The sequence below is a fragment of the Streptomyces spinosus genome, from assembly GCF_020400655.1.
Classification (GTDB): domain Bacteria; phylum Actinomycetota; class Actinomycetes; order Streptomycetales; family Streptomycetaceae; genus Streptomyces; species Streptomyces argyrophylli.
Genome location: NZ_JAINRC010000009.1, coordinates 189,425 through 211,475, shown reverse-complemented (window position 1 = coordinate 211,475; position 22,051 = coordinate 189,425). Strand labels below are relative to the sequence as shown.

At 73.0% G+C, this 22,051-nt stretch carries 19 protein-coding genes and 2 pseudogenes; 10 read left to right on the top strand and 11 right to left on the bottom strand.

Features of this window, described 5'->3' with window-relative positions:
* Positions 1-117: 117 nt before the first annotated feature.
* Positions 118-783 (bottom strand): annotated as a pseudogene (locus LG395_RS18920) (LysR family transcriptional regulator); the annotation flags it as partial.
* A 140-nt stretch (positions 784-923) separates the two neighbouring features.
* Here LG395_RS18920 and LG395_RS18915 point away from each other — a divergent pair.
* The 6 genes from LG395_RS18915 (at position 924) to LG395_RS18890 (ending at position 6,005) form a co-directional block, all read left to right on the top strand.
* Complete coding sequence (locus tag LG395_RS18915) at positions 924-1,619, top strand: type 1 glutamine amidotransferase domain-containing protein (RefSeq protein ID WP_171150544.1); 696 nt, start codon at positions 924-926, stop codon at positions 1,617-1,619.
* Between the two features lie 172 nt (positions 1,620-1,791).
* Positions 1,792-2,271, top strand: coding sequence for a hypothetical protein (locus LG395_RS18910; RefSeq protein WP_225810567.1), 480 nt, complete (start codon positions 1,792-1,794; stop codon positions 2,269-2,271).
* 63 nt (positions 2,272-2,334) lie between these two features.
* Positions 2,335-2,997 carry an RNA polymerase sigma factor gene (locus tag LG395_RS18905; RefSeq protein ID WP_225810566.1) on the top strand — a complete coding sequence of 221 codons (663 nt, stop codon included), beginning with the start codon at positions 2,335-2,337 and terminating at the stop codon, positions 2,995-2,997.
* Positions 2,994-3,338, top strand: coding sequence for a hypothetical protein (locus LG395_RS18900; protein ID WP_171150547.1), 345 nt, complete (start codon positions 2,994-2,996; stop codon positions 3,336-3,338). The genes LG395_RS18905 and LG395_RS18900 overlap by 4 nt, the downstream gene beginning before the upstream one ends.
* 280 nt (positions 3,339-3,618) lie before the next feature.
* A complete protein-coding gene (locus LG395_RS18895; RefSeq protein ID WP_225810565.1) occupies positions 3,619-4,464 on the top strand; it encodes an alpha/beta hydrolase in 846 nt (281 codons plus the stop codon).
* 251 nt (positions 4,465-4,715) lie between these two features.
* The gene (locus LG395_RS18890) at positions 4,716-6,005 is read left to right on the top strand and encodes an alkaline phosphatase (RefSeq protein WP_225810564.1); all 1,290 of its coding nucleotides are present in this window, start codon (positions 4,716-4,718) and stop codon (positions 6,003-6,005) included.
* Between the two features lie 31 nt (positions 6,006-6,036).
* Here the strand turns inward: LG395_RS18890 and LG395_RS18885 are convergent, their stop codons facing one another.
* On the bottom strand, positions 6,037-7,719 hold the full coding sequence (locus LG395_RS18885; protein ID WP_225810563.1) for an ATP-binding SpoIIE family protein phosphatase: 1,683 nt from the start codon (positions 7,717-7,719) through the stop codon (positions 6,037-6,039).
* 130 nt (positions 7,720-7,849) lie between these two features.
* Positions 7,850-8,926, bottom strand: a complete 1,077-nt coding sequence (locus LG395_RS18880; protein WP_225810562.1) for a PP2C family protein-serine/threonine phosphatase — start codon at positions 8,924-8,926, stop codon at positions 7,850-7,852.
* 304 nt (positions 8,927-9,230) lie between these two features.
* Between LG395_RS18880 and LG395_RS18875 the strand changes: the two genes are divergently transcribed.
* Entirely contained in the window at positions 9,231-9,626 is a 396-nt protein-coding gene (locus tag LG395_RS18875) for a response regulator (RefSeq protein ID WP_308071275.1), read from the top strand.
* Here LG395_RS18875 and LG395_RS18870 read toward each other — a convergent pair.
* Positions 9,604-10,317, bottom strand: a complete 714-nt coding sequence (locus LG395_RS18870) for a response regulator (RefSeq protein ID WP_225810560.1) — start codon at positions 10,315-10,317, stop codon at positions 9,604-9,606. The two genes, LG395_RS18875 and LG395_RS18870, sit on opposite strands and share 23 nt — an antisense overlap.
* Before the next feature lie 82 nt (positions 10,318-10,399).
* Between LG395_RS18870 and LG395_RS18865 the strand changes: the two genes are divergently transcribed.
* Positions 10,400-11,824: a sensor histidine kinase gene (locus LG395_RS18865; RefSeq protein ID WP_225810559.1), complete on the top strand. Its 1,425-nt coding sequence runs from the start codon at positions 10,400-10,402 to the stop codon at positions 11,822-11,824.
* Between the two features lie 18 nt (positions 11,825-11,842).
* Here the strand turns inward: LG395_RS18865 and LG395_RS18860 are convergent, their stop codons facing one another.
* From LG395_RS18860 to LG395_RS41205, 5 genes are all read right to left on the bottom strand, one after another.
* Positions 11,843-12,244, bottom strand: a complete 402-nt coding sequence (locus LG395_RS18860; protein ID WP_171150552.1) for an STAS domain-containing protein — start codon at positions 12,242-12,244, stop codon at positions 11,843-11,845.
* Positions 12,245-12,472: 228 nt separating this feature from the next.
* Positions 12,473-15,457 carry a patatin-like phospholipase domain-containing protein gene (locus tag LG395_RS18855; protein WP_225810558.1) on the bottom strand — a complete coding sequence of 995 codons (2,985 nt, stop codon included), beginning with the start codon at positions 15,455-15,457 and terminating at the stop codon, positions 12,473-12,475.
* Positions 15,454-17,268, bottom strand: coding sequence for a peroxidase family protein (locus LG395_RS18850; protein ID WP_225810557.1), 1,815 nt, complete (start codon positions 17,266-17,268; stop codon positions 15,454-15,456). Before LG395_RS18850 ends, LG395_RS18855 begins: the two co-directional genes overlap by 4 nt.
* Positions 17,269-17,323: 55 nt before the next feature.
* Positions 17,324-17,713 (bottom strand): hypothetical protein, encoded by a 390-nt coding sequence (locus LG395_RS18845; RefSeq protein ID WP_225810556.1) that lies wholly within the window; start codon positions 17,711-17,713, stop codon positions 17,324-17,326.
* Between the two features lie 110 nt (positions 17,714-17,823).
* A complete protein-coding gene (locus tag LG395_RS41205; protein ID WP_263982720.1) occupies positions 17,824-17,946 on the bottom strand; it encodes a hypothetical protein in 123 nt (40 codons plus the stop codon).
* Between the two features lie 83 nt (positions 17,947-18,029).
* Between LG395_RS41205 and LG395_RS18840 the strand changes: the two genes are divergently transcribed.
* Both LG395_RS18840 and LG395_RS18835 read left to right on the top strand, forming a co-directional pair.
* Positions 18,030-18,605 (top strand): IS607 family transposase, encoded by a 576-nt coding sequence (locus LG395_RS18840; RefSeq protein WP_225810555.1) that lies wholly within the window; start codon positions 18,030-18,032, stop codon positions 18,603-18,605.
* Positions 18,598-20,241, top strand: a pseudogene (locus LG395_RS18835) (nuclease/transposase family protein). The gene LG395_RS18840 and the pseudogene LG395_RS18835 overlap by 8 nt, the downstream one beginning before the upstream one ends.
* Here LG395_RS18835 and LG395_RS18830 read toward each other — a convergent pair.
* Together LG395_RS18830 and LG395_RS18825 are read right to left on the bottom strand one after the other, a co-directional pair.
* The gene (locus LG395_RS18830; RefSeq protein ID WP_225810554.1) at positions 20,231-20,611 is read right to left on the bottom strand and encodes a hypothetical protein; all 381 of its coding nucleotides are present in this window, start codon (positions 20,609-20,611) and stop codon (positions 20,231-20,233) included. The pseudogene LG395_RS18835 and the gene LG395_RS18830 overlap by 11 nt on opposite strands.
* Positions 20,608-22,041 (bottom strand): Dyp-type peroxidase, encoded by a 1,434-nt coding sequence (locus LG395_RS18825; RefSeq protein ID WP_225810553.1) that lies wholly within the window; start codon positions 22,039-22,041, stop codon positions 20,608-20,610. The genes LG395_RS18830 and LG395_RS18825 overlap by 4 nt, the downstream gene beginning before the upstream one ends.
* Positions 22,042-22,051: the final 10 nt, after the last annotated feature.

Genomic DNA, 22,051 nt, shown 5'->3' with positions numbered 1-22,051 from the left:
GGCGGGCCCCTGACCCTCGGCGTCCCGCACGGCGGGGTCCCGTCCGTGGGCCCCGCTCCCCGTCTCCGGTACGACGCGCCCGCCGGCGCCCCTCTCCCGCACGGCGGACCCTGGGCGCTCGGCGCCCCGCACGGCGGGCCCTCGCCCCTCGGTCCCCGGCCCGGCGGCTCCCCCGGGGTCGATCCCCCGCGCGGGGCCGCGTCCCGTCAGCCGCTCCGCCCAGACCGGGGCCGCGACCAGTACGAACTCCTCGTCGGTGAGCGGGACGGCGTGCACCGTACGGCCGCGTGGGCGGGTGGTGGCGATCACCAGGTCGTGACGGCCGGCCCGCAGTTCGTCCAGCAGCGGATCGGTCAGCCCGGTCGCCACCCGCAGCCGTACGCCCTCGGCGATCAGCGGCGCGAGGGCGGGCAGGACCCTGGTGCACAGCAGTTCCGCCGGGCCGGCCAGATGCACGGGCTCGGCCCGGGTGCCGGCCGGCGGGGTGGGCCCGGCGACGGCGGCCAGCTCGTCCAGGGGCGCGGCGATCCGGGCCGCCAGCTCGTCGGCCACCGGCGTCGGCGTGACCCCGCGCGGCAGCCGTTCGAACAGCTCCCGGCCGGTCTGCCGTTCCAGTGCGCGCATCTGCGTCGTCACCGTGGGCTGTGACAGTCCGAGCAGCCGGGCGGCGCCGGTGAAGGAGCCGGAGCGGTACACCGCGAGGAAGGTGCGCAGCAGGTTCAGGTCGAGGGAAGCGGTCTCCACGGGTCCGAGTATGGCCGCCGCGTATTCCCCCGTCGCCATAGGAAAACCAATGCCAGCCATTCGGTGCTTCATTGGATGCCTATGGGTCGTCTCGCCTACGTTCGTGTCCGCGGGCCCGGCCCGCCGCACCCGCGGCCTCGAGCCGCCCGTGGACGCAAGCCTTCTGGAGAGAGAACCCCATGTCGAAGATCCTGTTCGTGATGACCGGCGCCGATCACTGGACGCTCGCCGACGGCACCGCGCACCCGACCGGCTTCTGGGCCGAGGAGGCGGTGGTCCCCTACCGGGCCGTCAAGGCCGCCGGTCACGAGGTCGTCGTCGCCACGCCGGGCGGTGTGGTGCCGCCGGTCGACCGGGCGAGCCTGGCCGCCGAGGTCAACGGCGGTCAGGAGAGGGCCGACGAGATCGCCCGTGCGCTGGAGGAGATGACCGAGCTGCGGACGCCGGTGAAGCTCGCGGAGGTGGACCTCGCCGACTTCGCCGCCGTCTTCTACCCGGGCGGGCACGGCCCCATGGAGGACCTGGCCGTGGACGCCGAGTCGGGCCGGCTGCTGGTGACGGCCCTGGACTCGGGCAAGCCGCTGGCCGTGGTCTGCCACGGTCCTGCCGCCCTGCTCGCCGCGGTCCGCTCCGACGGCGGCAACGCCTTCGCCGGCTACCGCGCGGCGGCCTTCACCAACGAGGAGGAGACCCAGGGCGGCCTCGCCGGAAAGGCCAGGTGGCTGCTCCAGGACCGGCTGACCGAGGCGGGGGTCGAGGTGCGGGCGGGCGAGCCGTGGGCGCCGCACGTCGTGGTGGACCGCAACCTGATCACCGGCCAGAACCCGGCCTCCTCGGCCCCGGTCGCCGAGGAGCTGCTGAAGCACCTGGGCTGAGTAACCGGTCGCGCAAACAGGTCGCGCAAGCAGGTCGCGGAAACGGGTCGCGGAAACGGGTCGCGGGAAATTCGCCGGAGGTCACCCGCAACCTCGCCCGGGGCCGGACGTCTGTCGGGGTGGAGGCCTCCACCTCGTCCAGTTGTCCGACCCCGAGCGACCGAAGGAACACATGTCCGCACACCGTGACCCGCGCCCGAACCGCACCCGCCGGCTACGCGCCGCCCTGGGGGTCTCCGCCGTGGGCGCCGCCCTGGCCGTCGCCGGCACCCTGACCGCCCAGGCGGCCCAGGGCGACGGCCCGGCCGCGGCCGACAGCCGCGCCGCCCACCCCCCGGCCCGCTCCCACAGTGCCGCCACGCCGTCCCCGGTGCCGTCGCCGGCACGCAAGGGAACCCCGTCACCCGTCCCCTCCCCCGTACGCACGACGAGCCCGGCACCGGCCCCCGCCACGCCGTCCCCGGCCCCCGCCACGGCCACGCCTTCCCCGGTGCCCTCCGTACCCGGACCGGCCGCGCCGAGCCCGGTGCCGTCCACCGCCGCTCCCGTGCCCCGGCACCCCGCCCCCGCTCCGGAACACCCGCGTCCGGCGCCCGTACCGCACCACCGCCACGCCACGCCGGCTCCGGTTCCGGTTCCGCAGCAGCACTGAGGCAGGGCCGGTGCGGGGGAGCCGTCGCGCGGCGGCTCCCCCGCACCCGGTCCCGGGAGATCCATGACGACAGCGACACCACCGGTGACGGCCCTGCCCCTGGAGCGGCCGGCGTCCTGGCGACGCCTGACAGCGGTGCTGCGGGCCCGGTTCCTCGCCCGCATCCGCACGGGTGCGGCACCGGCCGCGCCCGGCACCGGGTCCCCTACGGGCACCCGTACCGCCGTGGACGCCGGGCGGCCACCGGGCATCGAGGAGCTCTACCACCACCGCCGGCTGTCCCTGGTGCGCCTGGCGGTGCTGCTGGTGGACGACCTGCCCACGGCCGAGGACGTCGTACAGGACGCGTTCACCGCGCTGTTCCGGCGGCACGGGCACCGGCTCGCACGGCTGGACGACCCGGAGGCGTATCTGCGGACCAGCGTCGTCAACGGGGCCCGTTCGGTGCTGCGCCGGCGCAGGACCGCACGTGTGCACACCCCCGCCCCCGAGGGACACGCGCCCGCCCCCGAGGAGGACGTGCTGCTGCACGAGGACCACCGGGAGGTGCTGGCGGCGCTCGGCACGCTGACCCGGCGGCAGCGGGAGGTGCTGGTGCTGCGCTACTGGTCGCATCTGACCGAGGCCGAGATCGCGACGACGCTCGGTCTGTCGCGCGGTGCCGTCAAGTCCACGGCCAGCAGGGCGCTGGACGCCCTGGGCCGGCGTCTGGAGGGACTGCGATGAACGAGTCCGGTACGGGGACCACGGCGACACCGGTGGAGGAGCGGCTGCGAGCCGCACTGGCCGCGCGGGCACAGCGCGTCGGCCCGGCCGACCTGCGCCCCCTGCGCCCGCCGAGCGGGCCGGTGCGGTTCCGGCGGGTGCCGGTGCGCCGGGCCGTGGCGGGGGTACTGGTCCTGGCCGCCGTGGTCGCGCTGGTGTTCCTCACGGTGCGCCACGAACCGGCCCGCCCGGTCGGGCCGGCCCGCTCCCCGCATCCGCCGGCCGGCACGCCGACGGCCCCCGTCCCGAGTCCGGTGAGCCCGTCCACGCCCCAGCCGTCCCCGAGCGCCCGGCAACCGTGAGTTCACCCGGGGTGACGTGGCCGCGGCGCTCAACGCGGTTGGCGGACGGGGGCGTTGGACCCGGCCACCGTCCGGGCCGGTCTGCCGGCGGTCTCCGGCCGTCATGGGACGGCGCTCCGAGTGCGAGGCGGTGCGGCACGTGGCACATTGGGCGTGTGGGCCGTGCAGTGCCAGGCCCGTGGCCGCCGGTGCCCGGGGATCCCGGATGACACCGCACAGCCGGTCATCGCTCCTCCCGAAGCCGGTGTGGCGGTCACCTCCCTGCTGACGAACTGGGGGCATGGGTATGCACCGAACGCACTCGTTCCGTTACGCGGCCGCCGCGGCCGGCATCTCGTTCGCCGTCTCCGCGCTGATCCCGGCGCACGCCTCCGCCGCGGGCCTGCCGGCGACGGCCTCCCCGGCCGCCGCCAAACCCACCATCGTGCTGGTACACGGCGCCTGGGCCGACGCCTCCAGCTGGAACGGCGAGGTCAAGATCCTGCGCGGGCAGGGCTACCAGGTACGCGCCGTCGCCAATCCCCTGCAGAACCTGACCACCGACTCACAGACGATCGCCGACTTCCTGAAGACGGTGCGGGGTCCGGTGGTCCTCGTCGGACACTCCTACGGGGGCAGTGTGATCACCAACGCCGCCGCGGAGGTCAAGAACGTCAAGGCACTGGTCTTCGTGGACGCCGCCGCGCCCGCCGTCGGTGAGACCAACGGATCCCTGAGCGGTTCCACTTCGGCGCTGAACGCGCCGCCGAGCACGCTGTTCGACACCGCGGCATACCCTCAGGCGCCGTCCGGGGCGAAGAACCTGTACCTGAAGAAGAACGTGTTCGTCAGGGACTTCGCCGGCGACCTGCCCACCAACCAGGCCGAGAACCTGTGGGCAACGCAGCGGGCCGCCTCGACGGCCGCGTTCGACACGCCGTCGAAGCACGCCGCCTGGAAGACGATCCCGTCCTGGTACTTCATCAGTACGGGCGACCGGATCATCACCCCGCAGTCGGAACAGCGCATGGCCCGTCGCGCCCACGCGAGAACGACCCTCTTCCGGGGCGGGTCACACCTCACCCTCATCTCGCATCCGGACGCGGTGGCCAAGGTCATCGGCACGGCGGCCCGCTCCGTCGGCTGACCCGTCACCTCACGCGAACCGATCCGGGGCCGGGAACTCCGTAGCGCGGTGCGCGGACGCCTGCTGCCCGTCCCTGCCCTGACCTTCCCTGCCCTGACGGCCGGACCGTGCAGCCGGGACGCCGGCGGCGGCAGGTCACCCTCTGCGGACGCGGACTGTTGGCGTAGACGTCACTCGTGGTTCGGCTGTGACCGGTCGTCGCCCCCCTACATTGCAAAGGAAGGACTTTGTGATGCCCATGGGAGAGTTTTGTGAACAGAAACGTGCGTGGTCTGCGATGGGGGACGCCTGTCGCGGCGGCGTCCGCGGCCGTGGTGGCGACCATGGTGCTCAACCCCACGCCGGGCGCGTCCGGTGCTCCGCAGAGCACGGCGAAGGCGAAGGCCCCCACCGCGAAGAACGTCATCTTCATCAACGGCGACGGCATGGGTGCCGCCGCGCGTGAGGCGGCACGACTGCATCTCGCCGGGCTGCAGGGCCGGCTGACGATGGATCGTCTTCCCGTGTCGGGTCAGCTGACCACCACGCCGGACGACCCCAAGGCGGTGGTCACGGACTCCGCGGCAGCCGCCACCGCATGGGCCACGGGCGAGAAGACGTACAACGGCGCGATCAGCGTCGACACCCACGGCAACCCGCTCCCCACGCTCGGGGCCCAGGCCAAGGCGGCGGGCAAGGCCACCGGCCTGGTCACCACCGCGCAGGTCACCGACGCCTCGCCCGCGGCCTTCTTCGCCAACACCGCCGACCGCGGCAAGCAGGACGAGATCGCCCGCCAGTACCTCGACGTCAGCAAGCCGGACGTGATCCTGGGCGGCGGCGAGGACTGGTGGCTGCCGGCCGGCACCGCGGGCGCCTTCCCCGACAAGCCCGCCGAGGACACCAGCGAGGGCAGCCGCGGCACCAAGGGCAACCTGATCGCCAAGGCCCGGCGCTCCGGCTACCGGTACGTCACCAACGCGAAGGACCTGGACAAGGCCACCGGCGGCAAGGTGCTCGGTCTCTTCGGCAACGAGGAGATGTTCCAGCAGCGCCCGGAGGGCCAGGGCGACGTGTACGCCCCGGCCGTCGACCTCGCCACGATGACGAGCAAGGCGCTGAAGACGCTGGACAAGAACAAGAAGGGCTTCTTCCTCATGGTCGAGGAAGAGGGCGTCGACGAGTTCGCGCACAGCAACAACGGCACGCGGGTCCTTCAGTCGATGCAGCAGCTGGAGAAGGCCGTCGCCGTCGCCCGCGCCTACCAGGCGACCCACCCGGACACCCTCCTCGTCGTCACCGGCGACCACGAGACCGGCGGCCTGGCGGTCGAGGAGAACGACACGGGGGACGAGTCCGGCACCGGTGTCTCCGCCGAGGACGGCCCGTTCACGATCCACGGCAGTGACCGGACGTTCACGATCGACTGGACGACTTCCGGCCACAGCAGTGTCGACGTTCCCGTGACGGCCGCCGGCCCGCTCGCGAGCCGGTTCACCGGCAAGCACGCCAACACCTACGTGCACGACGTCCTGTCCCAGGTCCTGGCCCCCCGCCGCTGACCGGTGCGGAAGTCCGCCGTGCCGGCCCGCGTCAGCGGGGGCATCCGCCCGGCGCGTCCGGCAACGGCACGCCGGGGAGCGGTGTCGCCCGGCCTGAGGCGCTCCCTCGCTCCGATGGGGACCGGCCTTCACAGGCCGGTCCCGCCGGTGTGCCGGGGTCGTCGGTGGGGGCCGCCTGCGAAGCGTGCAGGTGTTGCGCCGCCCAGATGGTCTTGCCCCGGGAGTCATGACGTGTGCCCCAGCGCTGGGCGAGCTGGGAGACGATGAACAGTCCCCGTCCGCTCTCGTCGAGGGTGTTGGCCTGCCGCAGGTACGGGGAGGTGCTGCTGCCGTCAAAGACCTCACAGGTCAGTCGCGCGCCCTGGAGGATCAGACGCAGCCGGGCCGGGGGCCGGGCATGGCGGATGGCGTTGGTGACCAACTCGCTGACGATGAGCTCCGTGGTGGGTGCGGCGTCCTCGAGGCCCCACTCGGCCAGCTTCGCCCCGGTCTGCTTGCGGGCCTGGGAGACGGCGGCGAGGCCGTGCCCGAGGTCCCAGGAGGCGACGTTGTCGCCGTCGAACGTGCGTGTGCGGGCCGCGAGCACACCGGCGTGGGTGTAAGGCCCTTCCGACAGCAGGGCGTTGAGCGCGGACCGGCTGAGAGCCGTCAGGCGCGACGGCGAGCCGGGGCCCGCCTGGCACAGCACGGCCGGACCGGGTCCGGCCGCCGGGCCGGGTGTCCGGGGCGTGTGCGCGTGCAGCAGGAGGAGACTGCGGTCCGGCAGATCGATCTCCGTGGCCTCCATGGGCGAGGGCGCCTGCCCGAGGGGAGGATGGGACGGGATGTCCACCGTGCTCAGCGCGCCGTCCGGCCGGAGGACGGTCAGCACGGGATGGCCGGCGCCGGCGAGGGTGCAGCGGGCGGAGACGGGATCGTAGACCGCGTACAGGCAGGCCACGGCCACACCGGACGCGTCCTCGCCGTGCGGGCCCGGCTCGCCGTCGAACCGCAGTCGGTCCAGGACGTGCGCCAGGCGGGACAGGAGCTCCTCGGGTCGCAGGTCCATCTCGGCCAGCGTGCGCACGGCGGCGCGGAGTTCACGGGCGAGGGTGGGCGCGGGACTGCCGTCCTCGGCGACGGACCCGGCGACGAGCGCGACCCGGGCGCCGGGCAGCGCGATCGCGTCGAGCCAGTGGGCTTCGGCTCCCGCGGTGCCGTGGACGGCCGCCCGGCAGCCGGCGAGCTCCAGCGCCGCGGGCTGCGGCAACGGTCCGACGTGCAGGCCGGTCGTCGAGAACGCGCGTGTGCCGCCGGGGGCGTCGTCGACCGCCCGCTTGCCGTCCGGGCCGGTCCGTGTGCTGTCGACGCCCGGCACGAGCCGCTGTGCGGGGGGCCGTGCGCCGTGGTGCGGGCTCAGGCGCGTCCGGCACATGACGAGACTCAGAGCGAGTGAGAGCCCGGCCGCGGCGATCACGACCGTGCGGCCTCCGTCGGACACTCCGCGGATCGCGAAGCCGTAGACGGCCACACTGGCGGCCAGCGTGGCCACCCCGATGGCGAGGGTGCGCCGCGGCGGGAGCAGACCGGCCGCCACGAGGGGCGCCAGTACGGAGTACGCGGACCAGCGGACCAACCCGCCGCCGGACGCGGCCAGCTGAACCGCACAGGTCGCACCGAGGTAGGCGACCAGCAGCGAGCCGGGCCGCCGGGACAGGTGTCGTACAGTGGCCATCCCGGTCACTGTCCTTTCATGATGGGCGTGTTGACAGGGCACGGAAGTCCGTGGCGTCCCGCGCCGGCGGGTCCGTCCGTGTCCGGGTGCCGTCGCGTCCGCCGTCGGCACGTCGCACCGGCATCGCGGGTCAGGCGGGTGCCTTGAGGTGGCGGGACGAGCCGGCGGGGCAGTGGACGGCCACCAGGGCGAGGTCGTCGTCCAGGCGGGGACCCGCATGACCGCCGAGATCCCGGCTGATGTGCTGCAGGAGGTGCTGCGGGCACCTCCAGGCCCAGGTGGCGGCGCGTTCGAGGACCGGATAGAAGGTGCCGCTGCTGTCACGCGCTTCGACGAGTCCGTCGGTGTAGAGCAGCAACGTGTCGCCGGGAACGAACGCGAAGGCGTGCAGGGGAAAGGCGTCCGTCGTGCTTCCGGCCAGTCCGAGGGGCGGGGCCGGCCGGCTCACCCGCAGGAGGCTCACCCGGCCGCGTCGCCTCAGCAGGGGCGGTGGATGTCCGCAGCTGACGATCCGGACGGTCTCCTCCCCGTCGGGAAGCTCGGCCAGCAGGGCCGTGATGAAACGCTCGGCACTGTCGGGGTCCCGCTCCGCCGTCTCGGCCAGGTGTCTGCGGACGCTGCGCTCCAGGGCGGCCGCCAGTTCCGGCAGCGTCCCGTGTGCGTGGGCGGCCTCACGGAAGGCACCGAGGAGCGCGGAGGCGTCCTCGACGGCGGGCAGTCCCTTGCCGCGGACGTCCCCTATGAGGATGCGGGTGGTGCGGCCGGTTCGTGCGGCGGCGTACAGGTCGCCGCCGACCAGCGCGTGCGCGGTGGCCGCCCGGTACATCGACGCGATGCGCAAGGAGCCCAGTGTGCGGGGCAGGGGCCGCAGCACGACCCGCTGGGCCGCTTCCGACACCGCCCGTACCTGCGTGAGCTCTCTCAGATCGCGGTCGTGCAGGGCGCGCGCGACGACGGCGCAGCCGGAGACCGTGAGCAGGGCGCCGATGTGGATGGGCAACAGGGCCGAACGCAGCAGACCGTCGTGCCAGTCGACGAGGACCAGGGCCGCACTGGCGATCAGGGCCATGGCGACCGTCACCGGCGTTCGTGCCAGCGCCGCGGTGCACGTGGGGGCGGCCACGAGGAGCGGGGAGAGGTGAATGGCCAGGGGGGCGAAGGATGCCGCGAGGGTGATCGCCGCGATCAGCAGGAGCGGTAGTACCACCTGCGCCCGGATGCTTTCGGCCTGGCGGCGACCACGGGGGACTTCACGGCCGTCGGGACCGGGCGGCGGGAGACCGCGAGCAGGGAATTTCATGAAGGGCCCTCTTACCGCAATCTAGTCACATTCTTGCCGCATTCCGAAAATGCATTTCCGTAAGGCGGATTTCCAATGTGCGGGACCGGGTACGCCCGCGTCAATGTCACGCGCCCGTTCCTTTCATTACGGAATTCGGACGTCGAGTCCTCCGGCTAGCGGGAATGCCGGCCGGGTTGCCGCGGAGGATGCTGGGGACATGCTGCGTTGCGTGATCGTCGATGACAGCCCCCACTTCCTCGAAGCCGCTCGCCGCCTGCTCGGGGAAGAGGGCGTCACCGTCGTGGGCGTGGCGTCCGACATCGCGCGGGCCGTGCGGCAGATCGCGCTGCTGCGGCCGGACGTGGTGCTGGTGGACATCGACCTGGGTGCCGAAAGCGGCGTGGAGTTGACCCGCCGGCTGCACTGCGAGACGGGCCCCTCCCCTCCCCCGGTCGTCCTTGTCTCCCAGCATGCGGAGGAGGACTATGGTGAGTTGGTCCGGCAGAGCCCGGCGGTCGGATTCCTCGCGAAAGCCGCTCTGTCAGGCGACGCCATTCGGACTCTGCTCACCCAGGAGGACGGCCATCACCGGGGCGGCTCGGTCATCGAGCCTCCAGAAAGGTGATGACGGCCCGGACACGGCGGTGATCGTCGTCGGTCTCCGGCAGGTTCAGCTTCGTGAGGATACTGCGCACATGTTTCTCCACCGTTCCCTCGGTGACCCACAGACGACGGGCGATGCCGGCATTGGAACGGCCCTCGGCCATCAGTTCCAGTACTTCGCGCTCCCGCGCGCTGAGGATCGCCAGCGGATCCTCCCTGCGACGGGCGGACACCAGTTCCCGCACCAGTGCGGGATCCACCACTGACCCGCCCCTGGCGACCCGGTGCATCGCCTCCAGGAAGTCCCGCACATCGCCCACCCGGCTCTTGAGCAGGTAACCGACACCGTGACCGCTCTCCAGGAGTTCCAGCGCCCGGTCGACCTCGGCGTACGCCGACAGGACCAGGATGCCCACGTCGGGGAACTCCTGCCGGATGGTGCGGGCCGCGTCCAGCCCTTCGGTGGCCTGCCCGGGCGGCATCCGGATGTCGGTCACGACGAGGTCCGGCCTCGCCGCCCTGACGACTTCGAGCAGCTGGACGGCATCGGCGGTCTGCCCCACCACCACGCAGCCCGCGTCCTGGAGCAGGCCGGCCAGTCCCGCGCGGAACAGCACATCGTCCTCGGCCAGGGCGACCCTCAGCTCCGTCCCGGCCCCTCCGTCGCGGCTCGGATCGTTCCCGGGGCGGGACGCCGAGCCTCCTGGCCTCATATCCGCCATTGTCCTTGGGTCCCGTCCGGCGGGCATCTGCCCGGGGCCCTCGCGAAAACCTGTTTCACAACAGGGAGGAAACGTGCGTCCGCTCGCCTCCCGTGCCCGGGGAACCGTCGTGGCCGGTGATCTCGCGCGCCGCGTGGTCGTCGCCAGTGGCCTCCTCGTGCTCCTCATCAGCCTGGCCTTCGCCATCCTGTTCCGCTCGAGCGTCGATCTGCGCGCCTCACAGCGGCTCGCCCAGCGATCCCAGGACCTGCTGCTGGCGGCCAACCAGGTGCGGCACAGCGTCGTCAGTCTCCAGACGGACCTGCGCGGCTACGAACGGACCGGCCACACACGGTTCGTCAAGCGCTGGCAGGCGGCCCAGGCCGCCTTGCCCAAGGAGATCGAGACGCTGACACGCCTCGCCGACTCCGCCCAGCGGATCAGGACGGAGCAGGTCCGCCACGCGGGCTTCGCGTACGTCGGCAAGGAGTACTCCATGCCCCTGGCCGACGTCGTGAACCACCTCCTGCGGACGAAGGGGCCCACGGCCGTGGGCGCGGAACTCGACCGGCGCGTCGAGGCGATACGGACCGAGTGCCACCGCATCGTGGTCACCGAACGGACGCTCGCCGCGACCCGGGAGGCGCGCGCCGCCGCGGTCGCCGACCAGGCGGTCGTCGCGACCATCGGAAGTCTGACGGGATCGGTCGTGCTCGTCGTCGGGTTCGCGGCCTACGTCACCCGGGGGGTCGTGCGTCCCGTGCGACGGGCTGCCGCCATGGCCGGCCGGCTCGCGGGCGGCGACCTGGCCGCCCGCACACCGGAGACGGGGGCCGGTGAGATCGGCGTGCTGGAGCGCAGCTTCAACAGGATGGCCGAATCGCTGGAGGAGAGCCATGCCGAACTGTCCACCTCCCGGTCCAGGATCCTCGCCGCCGCCGACCAGGCCCGGCGCCGCATCGAACGTGACCTGCACGACGGCACCCAGCAGCGGCTGGTCTCCCTGGTGCTGGAACTGCGGGCCGCCCAGAACGCCGTCCCGGTGGATCAACCGGAGCTGAAGGCCCGGGTGGTCCGGGTCGGCGAGACGCTGCTGGCAGCGCTCGACGACCTGCGCGAGCTCGCCCGCGGCATCCACCCGGCCATCCTGTCCGAGGGCGGGCTGCCGCCCGCGCTCCGGGCCCTGGCTCGCCGCTCCCTCGTACCGGTGGAACTCGACGTCCACGTCCCCCGCCGGCTGCCCGAGCCGGTCGAGGTGGCGGCCTACTACGTCGTCTCGGAGGCACTGGCCAACACCGCCAAGCACGCCCGCGCGTCCTGCGTTCGCGTCCGTGCGCACGCCGGCGACGACGTCCTGCGGCTGTCCGTGCACGACGACGGAGTGGGAGGGGCCGTTCCGGGGCAGGGCTCGGGACTGGTGGGCCTGACCGACCGCGTCGGGGCCCTGGGCGGGACGCTCACCCTCCACAGCCCGAGCGGTCACGGGACGACCCTCACGGCGCGCCTTCCCCTGACCTGACGAACGCGAGTGGTTGCGTCAGCGTTCCCTGGCCGGCGCACGACAGCGGTCGTCGCAGTGGTGCACCGCGATCGGGTACGCGGGCAGGTGCCGGGCCGGCTCGGCGTCCCCGGCCGGCAGCGTTCCGTCGGGAATCAGGTTGTTGAAGCGCAGAACCCTGACGACCATGGGGTGACCGGCCAGCAGGGTCAGCGAGCCCCCCGCCTCGTGGACCCGGCGCGCGGCGGCTGCCAGGGGGCGCACTCCCGCACAGTCCAGGAAGGTCACCTGTCTCAGGTCTATGACGACCTCGGGATGCGTGCCGCTGGTCGCGGCGGTGAGGATGGCGTCGGTGTGGACGGCGGTGGCGATGTCCAGTTCTCCGGCGACGCTCACCACCATGGGCTGGGTTCCCACGAAGACGGTGCAGACAGCTCTCACGTGCGTTTCCCGTTCTCAGAGGCGTTCTCGAAGGGGGTTCGACCGGTTGTCGGCCCGGCGGGGCGGGCCCGGGTCCGGCCGGATCGGCCGACGCGTCAACGCTAGGAACGCGACCGCGGCGCGGTCATTGCAGCCAGCCCCCACCGCGCACTGCCCGCCAGCCGCCAGGCCGTCGCGGCAGACCACGGAACCGCCCCGCTCAGGGCACCTCTTACGCCCACCCTCTCCTCACGCACCGGTTCCCGCCGGGCGGCGCGCGCGCGGACTTCCGTCACCCCCGTATCCGGGCCGGGGCGGGCAGCTCTCGGCCGGCAGCAGTTTCGCGACCCGCTCACCGATCCAGTGGCCGAGTGCCTGGTAGGCGTCGAAGCGCCGGCTGTCGAACCACTGGTCGCTGGTGCCGTCGTGGGGAAACGCGTGGTTGGCCTGGGCGTACGCGAGGAGTGCGTAGGGCATGTCGGGGGTCAGCGTGGCCCGGGCGACGATCAGCTGTCCCTTCGTCCCCAGTCTCCGGCCGTGTTCGTCCACCCGCGGCCGCGGATAGACGATCTCGCCCACGACCACCGCGTCGGCCGAGAGCCGCAGGTCGAGGGCGGCCAGTGGGTTCGGCGGGGGTGCCTGTGCCGGCTGGCCCGGCTGCGGCGGCTGGGGCGGCTGCGGGGTGAGGGGAGGCGCGCTGCCGGGGACGAGCTTCTGCCAGTCCTCGCGCGCGATCCTGATCTCGACCCCGAGTTCCTCCTTGGCCAGCGCCATGGCCTCGCCGAGAGCGGGGGCGAAGGCGCCGGAGCCCCCGCTGGCGTCCACGCACACGGCGGTGTCGACGCCGTGCCGGAGCAGTTCGACCAGGCCGAGGTTCTCGTAGTGCCCGCCGTCCGTGACCAGCAGCATCCGGTCGTCCAGCGGGTAGCGGCCGCACACTTCCCGCAGCAGGTACGGCAGGCGACGGATGCCGGGCATCGGGGGCAGCCCCCAGTCGGCGTGCTCGTCCCACAGGGCGCCCAGCACACCGGGGTTGGGCAGCCAGGTGCCGAGCCGGGCGTTGGAGAGCGCGAACAGCGTCTGGAACGCGCGTGCCTGACGTCCCATGGCCGAGGCGAAGGCCGCACCGGAGACGGCGACGGCCGACTCGACGGTCAGGTCCTTGCGGATGACGGGTCCGACGCGCTCCCACAGGACGTCCGTCCGGGCGTACCCGACGTCCGGACCGCCGACGTAGTCGTACGACAGCGTGAACGACACCGCGTGCCGCCCCGGCGGTGTGCGGTCGTCGCCGGAGAGGTTGGCCGCCGCCGCGAAGACGACCTGGGGGAAGCCGGAGTGCCGCCGGCCGTAGCAGGCGAGCGGGGTCGGCTCGTCGAAGTCGTAGGGGACCGCCAGCTGTTCGCCGTCCTCGTCGGTCTCGCGGCGGACGGCGAAGGCCGTGGCCAGCCGGGCCCGGTAGAAGGGGTGGAGACTCGTCCACGTCTGGTCGAGGCTCAGCGCGACCGTGCACAGGACGACGGGGAGGCCGATCTGGACCGCCACGGGCCAGGTCCGCCCGGCGTGGATCGCCCCGCCCAGGACGAGCAGGGAGGCCACCGCCACCACGGTGAGAACCACCCACACCATCAGGTACCTGCCGACAATGGGCACGGCGCGCACCAGCCGTGCGCGCTTGGCGGAGCGGACGGTGCGTTCGGTGGACTCCACGCGCCGCCAGCCGGTGCCGGCCAGCACGGTCAGGTAGGTGAGCAGCCCCACGACTCCGCCGCTCACCGCGGTCCCCGGGCCGTGGAGGGTCCACAGACGCGCCGTCGCCCACTCCAGCGCGGGGAGGATCACCACCACGACGGCCAGCAGCAGGCCCGCCACCACGAACGTGAGGAAGGCCTTCTTGAGCACGCCCGACAGGAACGGGACGGCGAGGAACAGGGACACCAGCCAGAGGAACCAGAACACGGCCGCGCCGCACAGGAGGGCCAGGACGGCCCACAGCGCGGGCGCCCTGAAGCCCGGGAGCCGGTCCGGGTCCGCCAGCGGGACGAGGTGGTAGCCCCAGCTCAGGGCCAGCCCCAGGACCAGCAGGGCCGCGGTGAGCAGTCCCAGGGAGGCCAGCAGGCCCCGCAGGACGGTCCCGATGGCGGCCAGCCACTGGCCGGTGCCCTCCGCGACGTACTTGGAGTGCCGGCGGGTGTGGTCCTCTTCCGGTGTGCCGGGCATGAAGACGTCGCGGGTACGGGTCCGGTACCGGTCGCTGCCCCCGCGTCGGTCCGTCCCGGCCAGCGCCAGTTGCAGGGCGCCCGCGGTGTAGCCGCCGCCGGAGACCGAGACCAGGTACCGGGCCCGGCGCAGCTGGGGGCGCAGCGCCTGCAGCGCGCCGAGGGTCACGCAGGCCGAGCGGATCCCGCCGCCCGAGACGCAGAAGCCGAGGCCGCCCTGTTCCCGGCCGGGCGGCACCCGGCTGCCGTTCTCCCATCGCGTCTCCCGGGAACGCGTCTCCCCGGTACGGGAGGAGTCACCGCGGGCCGCCCCCGGCCAGCGCGTCCGGCCCCACACCATCACGGGCCAGGGCGGGACGACGTCGGGCCCGGAGTGGGTCGTGTCGCCCAGGTGCCCGTTCCCGCAGACACATGGCCGGCGGCGTGCGCGCTCCCTGTCGAACCGGCTCCGGGCACGGCCGTGGAGCGCGGCCCGTTTGAGGACGAGCACGACGAGGACCGCGGCGACCGGCACGGTGAGGACGAGCAGCAGCCACTTGACCGTCGCGAAGCCCGCCGCCCACGCGAACGCCCAGTCCGCGCCGCCGAGCCCGTGGAGGAGCAGCAGTTTCTCGGTCACGGCGCACACGCACGCCGCGACGGCCGCGCCGATCCCGTACACGACCAGGCAGCGGTGTCTCATGCGCACCGCTATGGTGCGGCTGCTGAGCCAGAACACGAGCACCGTGCCGGCGGTGTACGCCCCGATGAGGACGAAGTCGGCCGTCAGTGCCGTACGGAAGTCGGCCGTCCGGTCGCCGACGACGGTGTGTGCCGCACGCGCGCCCCCGGCCAGTTGCAGTCCCACGTCGTCGACCGTGGGCGCGAGGTGGCGGATCCACAGCCCCGCGCCGGCGACGGCGACGGCCACGACGGCCAGCGCGCAGGCGCGCACGGGCGACAGCGTGCCGGGGCCCTCGTCCCGCGATGGGGCCTGCGGGACGCGCGATGCGTCCTCGTCCGCCTCGTGTCTCATCGCGGGCTCCCGGCCGCGGTCCACGGGGCGAAGGCGTTGTCCACCGACCGCAGGGACGCCCGCAACTGAGGGAAGTGCCGGAGCAGCACGCTGGTCATGGTGTTGTCCTCGATCCAGTCCAGGCCGGTCGGGGTGTACACCTGCGGGGTGTAGTCCCTGGTGAGGAACCGGTCGCTGTTGAGGCGGCGGGAGGCCATCAGCACGAAGACGCGGAAGGCGGTGTCGCTGAACGCGAAGCCCTCGGGGCGGGACTCGGCGAACAGGCCCACCGAGAGGTCGACGCGCTCGATGTCCCCGCCGTAGACGCGGCGCATTTCCTCGGCCCAGACGGGGTTGTCCGTGAGGGCGTCGAAGTCCTCGGCGGGGCGGAGGTGGAGCTGGCGCCGGAACTCGTTGTAGCGGGGCACCCCCACCTCGCGCGAACGCAGGATGTCGACGGCCCCGAGGTCCATGAGCTTGCCGTCGGGCCGCTGGAACTCCTGGAGGGCCCTGGGGTAGTTGTGCAGGGTCACCAGCCCCGGGTGCGAGGTGCCGAAGGAGTAGAGCAGGTCGCTCAGGGTGTGCTTGCCGAGGATCTCGTACGCGTGCCACCCCGTCAGTTCGCGGAAGCCGGCCTCCTGCAGGAGCGAGTCGTCGGCTGCCGACCGGAAGCTCCAGTCGTCCGGGATGAGGGGGTGCATGCGGTAGACGGCGACGAACTCCTCGGTGAGCGAGTACGGGACGCCGAAGTGGTCCGTGCGCCCGCCCACGATGCCGCTGAGCACCTCACTGCCGCTGACCCGGCCGAGCAGCCTGTGCAGGCGCCGGCCCAGCAGGCCGTACCAGTTGGCGTGCAGGGCGGTGACGGTCGTCGGGTGGCTGATGACGGCGGGGGTCCACTCCACGGTGTGGATCTTGGCGATGAGCGCCGCGTTGACGAGCCGTGCCCGCTGGAAGAGCTCCTCGTCGGACCAGGTCGGGTAGGCGTCGTGCAACGCCGCGCAGATCGCGTTGTGCTCGAGCAGGAAGACCAGGTGCATCATGGCCAGTCCGACCCAGAAGCCGGGGATCGCCGCCGGGTCCTTGTCCGGGTCGTCGGGGAACAGCGGTCCGTCGGGGACCCGCAGCCTGCCGCCCTGGCCGGTGCGCAGCGACCGCTGCTCGTCCAGGGTGTTCCCGTACAGCTGGGACGCGTCCCACCAGGGCGAGTTCTCGTTGAGGAAGGTCGGTGGCAGACCGTCGCTCCCGTCGGGGCGCGTGGGGTCGGGGATCGTCCGCGGGATGAGCATCGGTGGTGCGGGCCACGGGTCGTCGTCGGTCAGGTCGATGTGCCAGGGGCGGTCCATGGTGCCCTGCCCGTGACTGACCCAGTCCCTGACCATGAACTGGAGCCAGGCGGCGACCAGGGCGTTGACGGACTCGGCGGGGACGAACGCGTTCCGCGTCAGCAAGGCCCGGCTCACCTCGCGGGGGCTCGGGGAGAGCAGCTGCGGCTCGGGGTCGGGAAAGGCCCGGTCCGGTGGCACGTTGCGGCCGAAGCGCGAACGGGCCATCCCCATGCGGGGGTCGGCCAGGTCGTTGTAGGTACCGTCGGCCGTGCGCTCCGTGGAGTACCGCGCGTTCGGGGGGCCGACGTCCGGCAGGTCGTACGACGGGTAGGAGCGGGTGTCGAAGAGGTTCTTGCGGCGCAGGTTGTCCCGCAGGCCGACGAGGGTCAGCAGACCGAGGGGTTTGGGCAGCCGCTGCCAGCCGATCCTCTGGTCGACGGTGACCGCCAGCCGGTCGTGCAGCCGCACGAACCACGGGGCCCGGCCTTGTGGTGCTGTGCTCATGAGGGGATTCCTTCCGGCGTCCCGTCCCGGGAGGCCCGGCGCGGCGGCTGCGGCGTCAGCGGACGTCCGGCAGCCGGCGCGGCCACCCCCGGGCGACGAGTGTCAGGGCGACGTTGACCGTCGAGATCGCCGTGGCCGCGGCGGCCATGCGGCGCGACAGCAGGCCCTCGCGCCCGGCGCAGGCGGCCGCGAGGGCGTCGCTCGCGTGGAGGAACGTGCCGGTCCGCAGCTCGCGGTCGAGTGCGTCCGGGTCCGCGGGGCAGAGCAGCCGGGCACCGATGACCACGGTGCGCACCCCGAACATGCGGAGGACGTAGACCAGGGCGGGCTGTCCGGGGTCCGCGCCCAGACGGCGGGCCATCACTCGCGGGGTCAGCAGCGCCGTGGCGCCGTTCACCAGTCGGATGACGGCCAGAGAACGGCGCGCGGCTGTCCGCACGTCCATCTCAGCGTCCCTTCCAGGCGTGCATCCGGAGGATGTTCGCGCCCTTGTCTCCTACGATATGGGAAGCGGTCCCGATGTGCGCGTCGGGGCCGCGGGCGGCCGCCGTCCCGTCATTCCTCCGCTCCGGGCTCCTGGTGCGGCGTGCCGTTCATGGACTGTCTGAGCCGCGCGAGCCGCAGGTAGATCGTGCGGCGGGCACGGTTCTGGTTGCCCAGCGGCCGGTGTTCGGGCACGGCGTGCAGGGGTACTCACTTGCTCGCCTCCTATGTCGTAAAAGTGCGCGTAACCATGCATGGGTGAGTGTCGTTGTCGGAGTGTGAATCTGACGGAGTGGGCGAAGGCGCAGGGCGTGCATCCGCAGACCGCGTATCGCTGGTTCCGTGAGGGGACGTTGCCGGTACCGGCTCAGCGGGTCGGGCCGCGCACGATCCTGGTGAACGTGGAGGGCAGCGCCGCACCGGAAGCGGTCGGCGGCCTGGGCCTGTATGCCCGTGTCTCCTCCCACGAGCAGAAGGACGACCTTGAGCGTCAGGTGGCCCGGCTGTCCCGTTGGGCTGCGGCCACCGGCCGTCCCGTTGTGCGGGTGGAGTCGGAGATCGCCTCCGGCATGAACGGTGCCCGCAGCAAGGCGAAGCGGCTCCTGGCCGACCCTGCCGTGACCACGGTCGTCGTCGAGCACAAAGACCGTCTCGGCCGTATGAACGTGGACCTCGTCGAGGCCGCCCTGTCCGCGACCGGCCGCCGCCTGGTCGTGCTGGACGACGGCGAAGTCGAAGACGATCTGGTGCGGGACATCGTGGACGTGCTGACGTCGTTCTGCGCCCGCCTGTACGGCCGCCGCTCGGCGAAGAACCGCGCCCGCAAGGCGCTGGAGGCCGCCGAGCATGGCTGAGCAGACGCGGAAGCCGCTGCGCCAGATCGCCCGCCCGTTCGTCACCGACGGTCCCACCGGGGTCAGCATCCGCGACCGCCTCAAGAGCCTGACCGGCGAGGACGAGAAGGTCTTGCGCGCCGTCGGCGAGCACATGGGACGCCTCGCCTCCGCCGACCTGACCCGCCGGTGCCGCGACGGCCTGGACCACTCCACCGGCACCTGGGCCGCGCGGAAGCGGGACCTGACCGCCCTGTCCTCGTCCCGGTGGGCCGGATCGATCACCTCCCACACCCACGACCAGTGGGGCCTGTGCCGCCGCGCCCAGCACGCTCACCTGAAGTCCCTGGACGCCGGTATCCGCACCATCCGGCACCGGCTGTCACTGCCGGTCGGGGAGAAGGGCAGCCGGGGCACGCCCGGCGGCTACCGCAGCAAGCACGAATGGTTCCACAAGTCCCGCCGCCTGGCGGTCCTCGAAGAGCGGTACGAGCGCGTGCGCGCCGAGCGGGAGGCCGGGCAGGTCTCCGTGGTGCGCGGCGGCCGGCGCCTGCTCAAGCAGCGGCACAACCTCACCGCCGCCGAGAAGACCCCGGAACAGTGGCGGTCGGAGTGGGAGGCGGCCCGATGGTTCCTGACCGCGGACGGCGAGTCCGGCAAGCGGCACGGCAACGAGACGATCCGCGTCACCCCGGACGGCGAGGTCAGCATCAACCTGCCCGCCCCGCTCGCCGGCATGGCCAACGCGAAGCAAGGCCGCTACGTCCTCGCCGCCCGCGTCACCTTCCCGCACCGGGGCGACCAGTGGCGCGACCGCGTCACCTGCAACCGGGCCGTGGCCTACCGCATCCACCACGACACCGCCTCCGGCCGCTGGCACCTGGACGCCTCCTGGACCCGCAAGGGCCTCCCCGTCATCGGGCTCGACGCGCTGCGGAGCGGGGGCGTGATCGGCGTGGACACCAACGCCGACCACCTGGCCGCCTGGCTGCTGGACGAACACGGCAACCCCGTCGGCAGCCCCCGCCGCTTCGACTACGACCTCACCGGCACCGCCCCCCACCGCGACGCCCAGCTCCGCCACGCCCTCACCCGCCTCCTGCACTGGGCCCAGGCCACCGGCGTACAGGCCATCGCGATCGAAGACCTCGACTTCACCGACTCCACAACCAGGGAGAAGCACGGCCGGAAGAAGAAGTTCCGGCAGCTCGTCTCCGGCATCCCCACCGGCAAACTCCGCGCCCGGCTCCTGTCGATGTGCGCCGAGGCCGGTATCAGCGTGATCGCCGTCGATCCCGCCTACACCTCCATGTGAGGCGCACAGCACTGGCAGAAGCCGCTGACCGGCAAAAACGGGAAGACCTCCCGACACGCTGCCGCCTCGGTGGCCATCGGTAGGCGCGCCCTCGGACATGCGATCCGGCGACGGACGGCACCGCCCCACGACGACCAGAGTGATCGTCGTGGGCATCGGACCGCCCAGGCCGGACCACGTGACCAGGGGCGTGAGGAAACCCGCCCCCGCGTACCCGGACCACGCACCCGATGCGTGCAGCCGGACGCGGCAGGAACGCGGGCAACCAGCGCATCCAGAACCGTTCGGAATGCGCCAGTTGAGCCGGTATGGGTCCAAGACTCACTCCTGCTCACTGATTAGGAACGGTGCGGAACACGCCGTGCCGCAGCCGTGCGGGCAGGTCGTCGCGGACGGTGAAGTCCGCGTGGACGACCCCGTAGGTCTTGGTGTTGCCGGCCCGTTGGGCCTGACCCGGACGGTACTGGCGCCGGACGAAGCGGGTCATCTGCTGGGCGATGGCCTCGGCGACCGCCGCCTCACCCGGCACGGCCCGCTCCTCGGCGAGGCCCAGGTGTTCGTCCCGGCGGCGCACGTTGACGCACCACTGCACGGCTGCCTGGAGGGGACGCAGCAGCGTCCGGTCGAACAGCGGGCGCACGTAGGGGTCGATGCGCCGCTCCAGCAGGACGCAGCCGAGGACCGCGTCGTTGAGGCGCTGCCGGGCGTTCACTGCCGCCCGTCCTCGGGTACGGCCGTGCAGAGGTAGCGCAGTGCCTTCAGGCCCGGCAGGAAGAAGTAGGCGCCGCCCCGCACGGTGACGAACTGCGGAAGGCCGACGTGACGGGTGCGCAAGGGCCTGCCCTGCTCGGTGAAGGTCGCGCGGCGTTCCTGGCGCGGCGCGACGATCGGGTCGGGGCCGTCGTGGAGTCCGTTGAAGTTCGGGTTGTTTAGCCAGGTGTGCTGGATGAACTCGAACTGGCGGGAGATGTTGGCGTTCAGTGCGAGGAAGTGCAGTCCGTGTGCGTCCGGGCCGTCCCCCGTGCCGTCGGGGCCGTAGGGCCGGCCCCGGCGGAGCAGCCGGTGGCGGCGTCCGACGGCGACCGAATCGGCGGACCCGGGGCGCGGGTCGAGGGAGTCGCGCGGGTTGGCTCGGCGGATGTGGGCGCCGAGCGGGCAGCGCAGACCGGCCGGATCCGTGGCGTGGTAGCCGAAGCCGTTGTCCGTGGCCAGTGCGGGATCGTCGTGCTCGGGCGCACGGACCAGGGGGGCGCCGCCGGGCCAGCGTCCCACCATGCGCGCGGCGAGCGCCTCCTGCGCGGCGGGGTCGCCGCTGCCGTCCGGACGGCGTGTCTCCGCCTCCAGGTAGTCCCGGAAGGCCTCGACGTCCTGGTCCAGCTGCCGGAAGACCAGGTAGCTGCCGTTGCGCCCGAAGTCCGCGCCGCCCTCGGGTGCGCGGGGCAGCACGCCGAGGGGGTCGCGGCGGGGCGGCAGCAGCGGGCGGTCCGTCAGCAGCCCGTACTCGTTGGGGTAGCCGAGGAGGAACTCCCCGGCGCTGACGACCTGCTGTCCGGGGTCCGTGTCACCGGCGCCGGCTGCCGCCGTGGCCTTGGGCAGGCCTTCGACGAGGGGCTGGGAGATGCCGTCACGGAAGCCGAACGGCTCGTGGTCGGTCAGCTCGGCGGTGCCCAGCCGTACGGTCTCGGTGAACGCGCCGGGGGTCAGGACCTCGCGGCGCGTCTCGGCCTCCAGTTGCCGCAGCCGCTGCCCGTCGCGCGCGTAGAGCATCAGCAGGACGTGCACCGGCGGGCCGGCCGGTCCGCCCCACCTCCAGTGCCGGGGGGCGTTCTCGCCGACGTCCCCGAGGAAGCGGCTGCGGTCGGGGTCGGTCATGCCCGCGACGAACTCGTACGGGAACCCGTCCTGCTCCGCGGTCTCCACTCCGAGGCGCCGCAGGCCGTCCGGGGTGAGGGCCACCTGGACGGCGGTGTCCGCCGGATCGGACCGGCCGTTCGTCACGCGGGGTGCCAGCCGCCCCAGTGCCGCACGGGCGCCGGCCGCCGGCCCGGCGGTGGCGAGCACCAGGAAGCAGGCCGAGGCCAGGGTGCGGTAGCCGCGGGTGACCAGGCCCTGGATGTCGTCGAGTTCCAGCGGCGGCGTCATGGTGTCACCC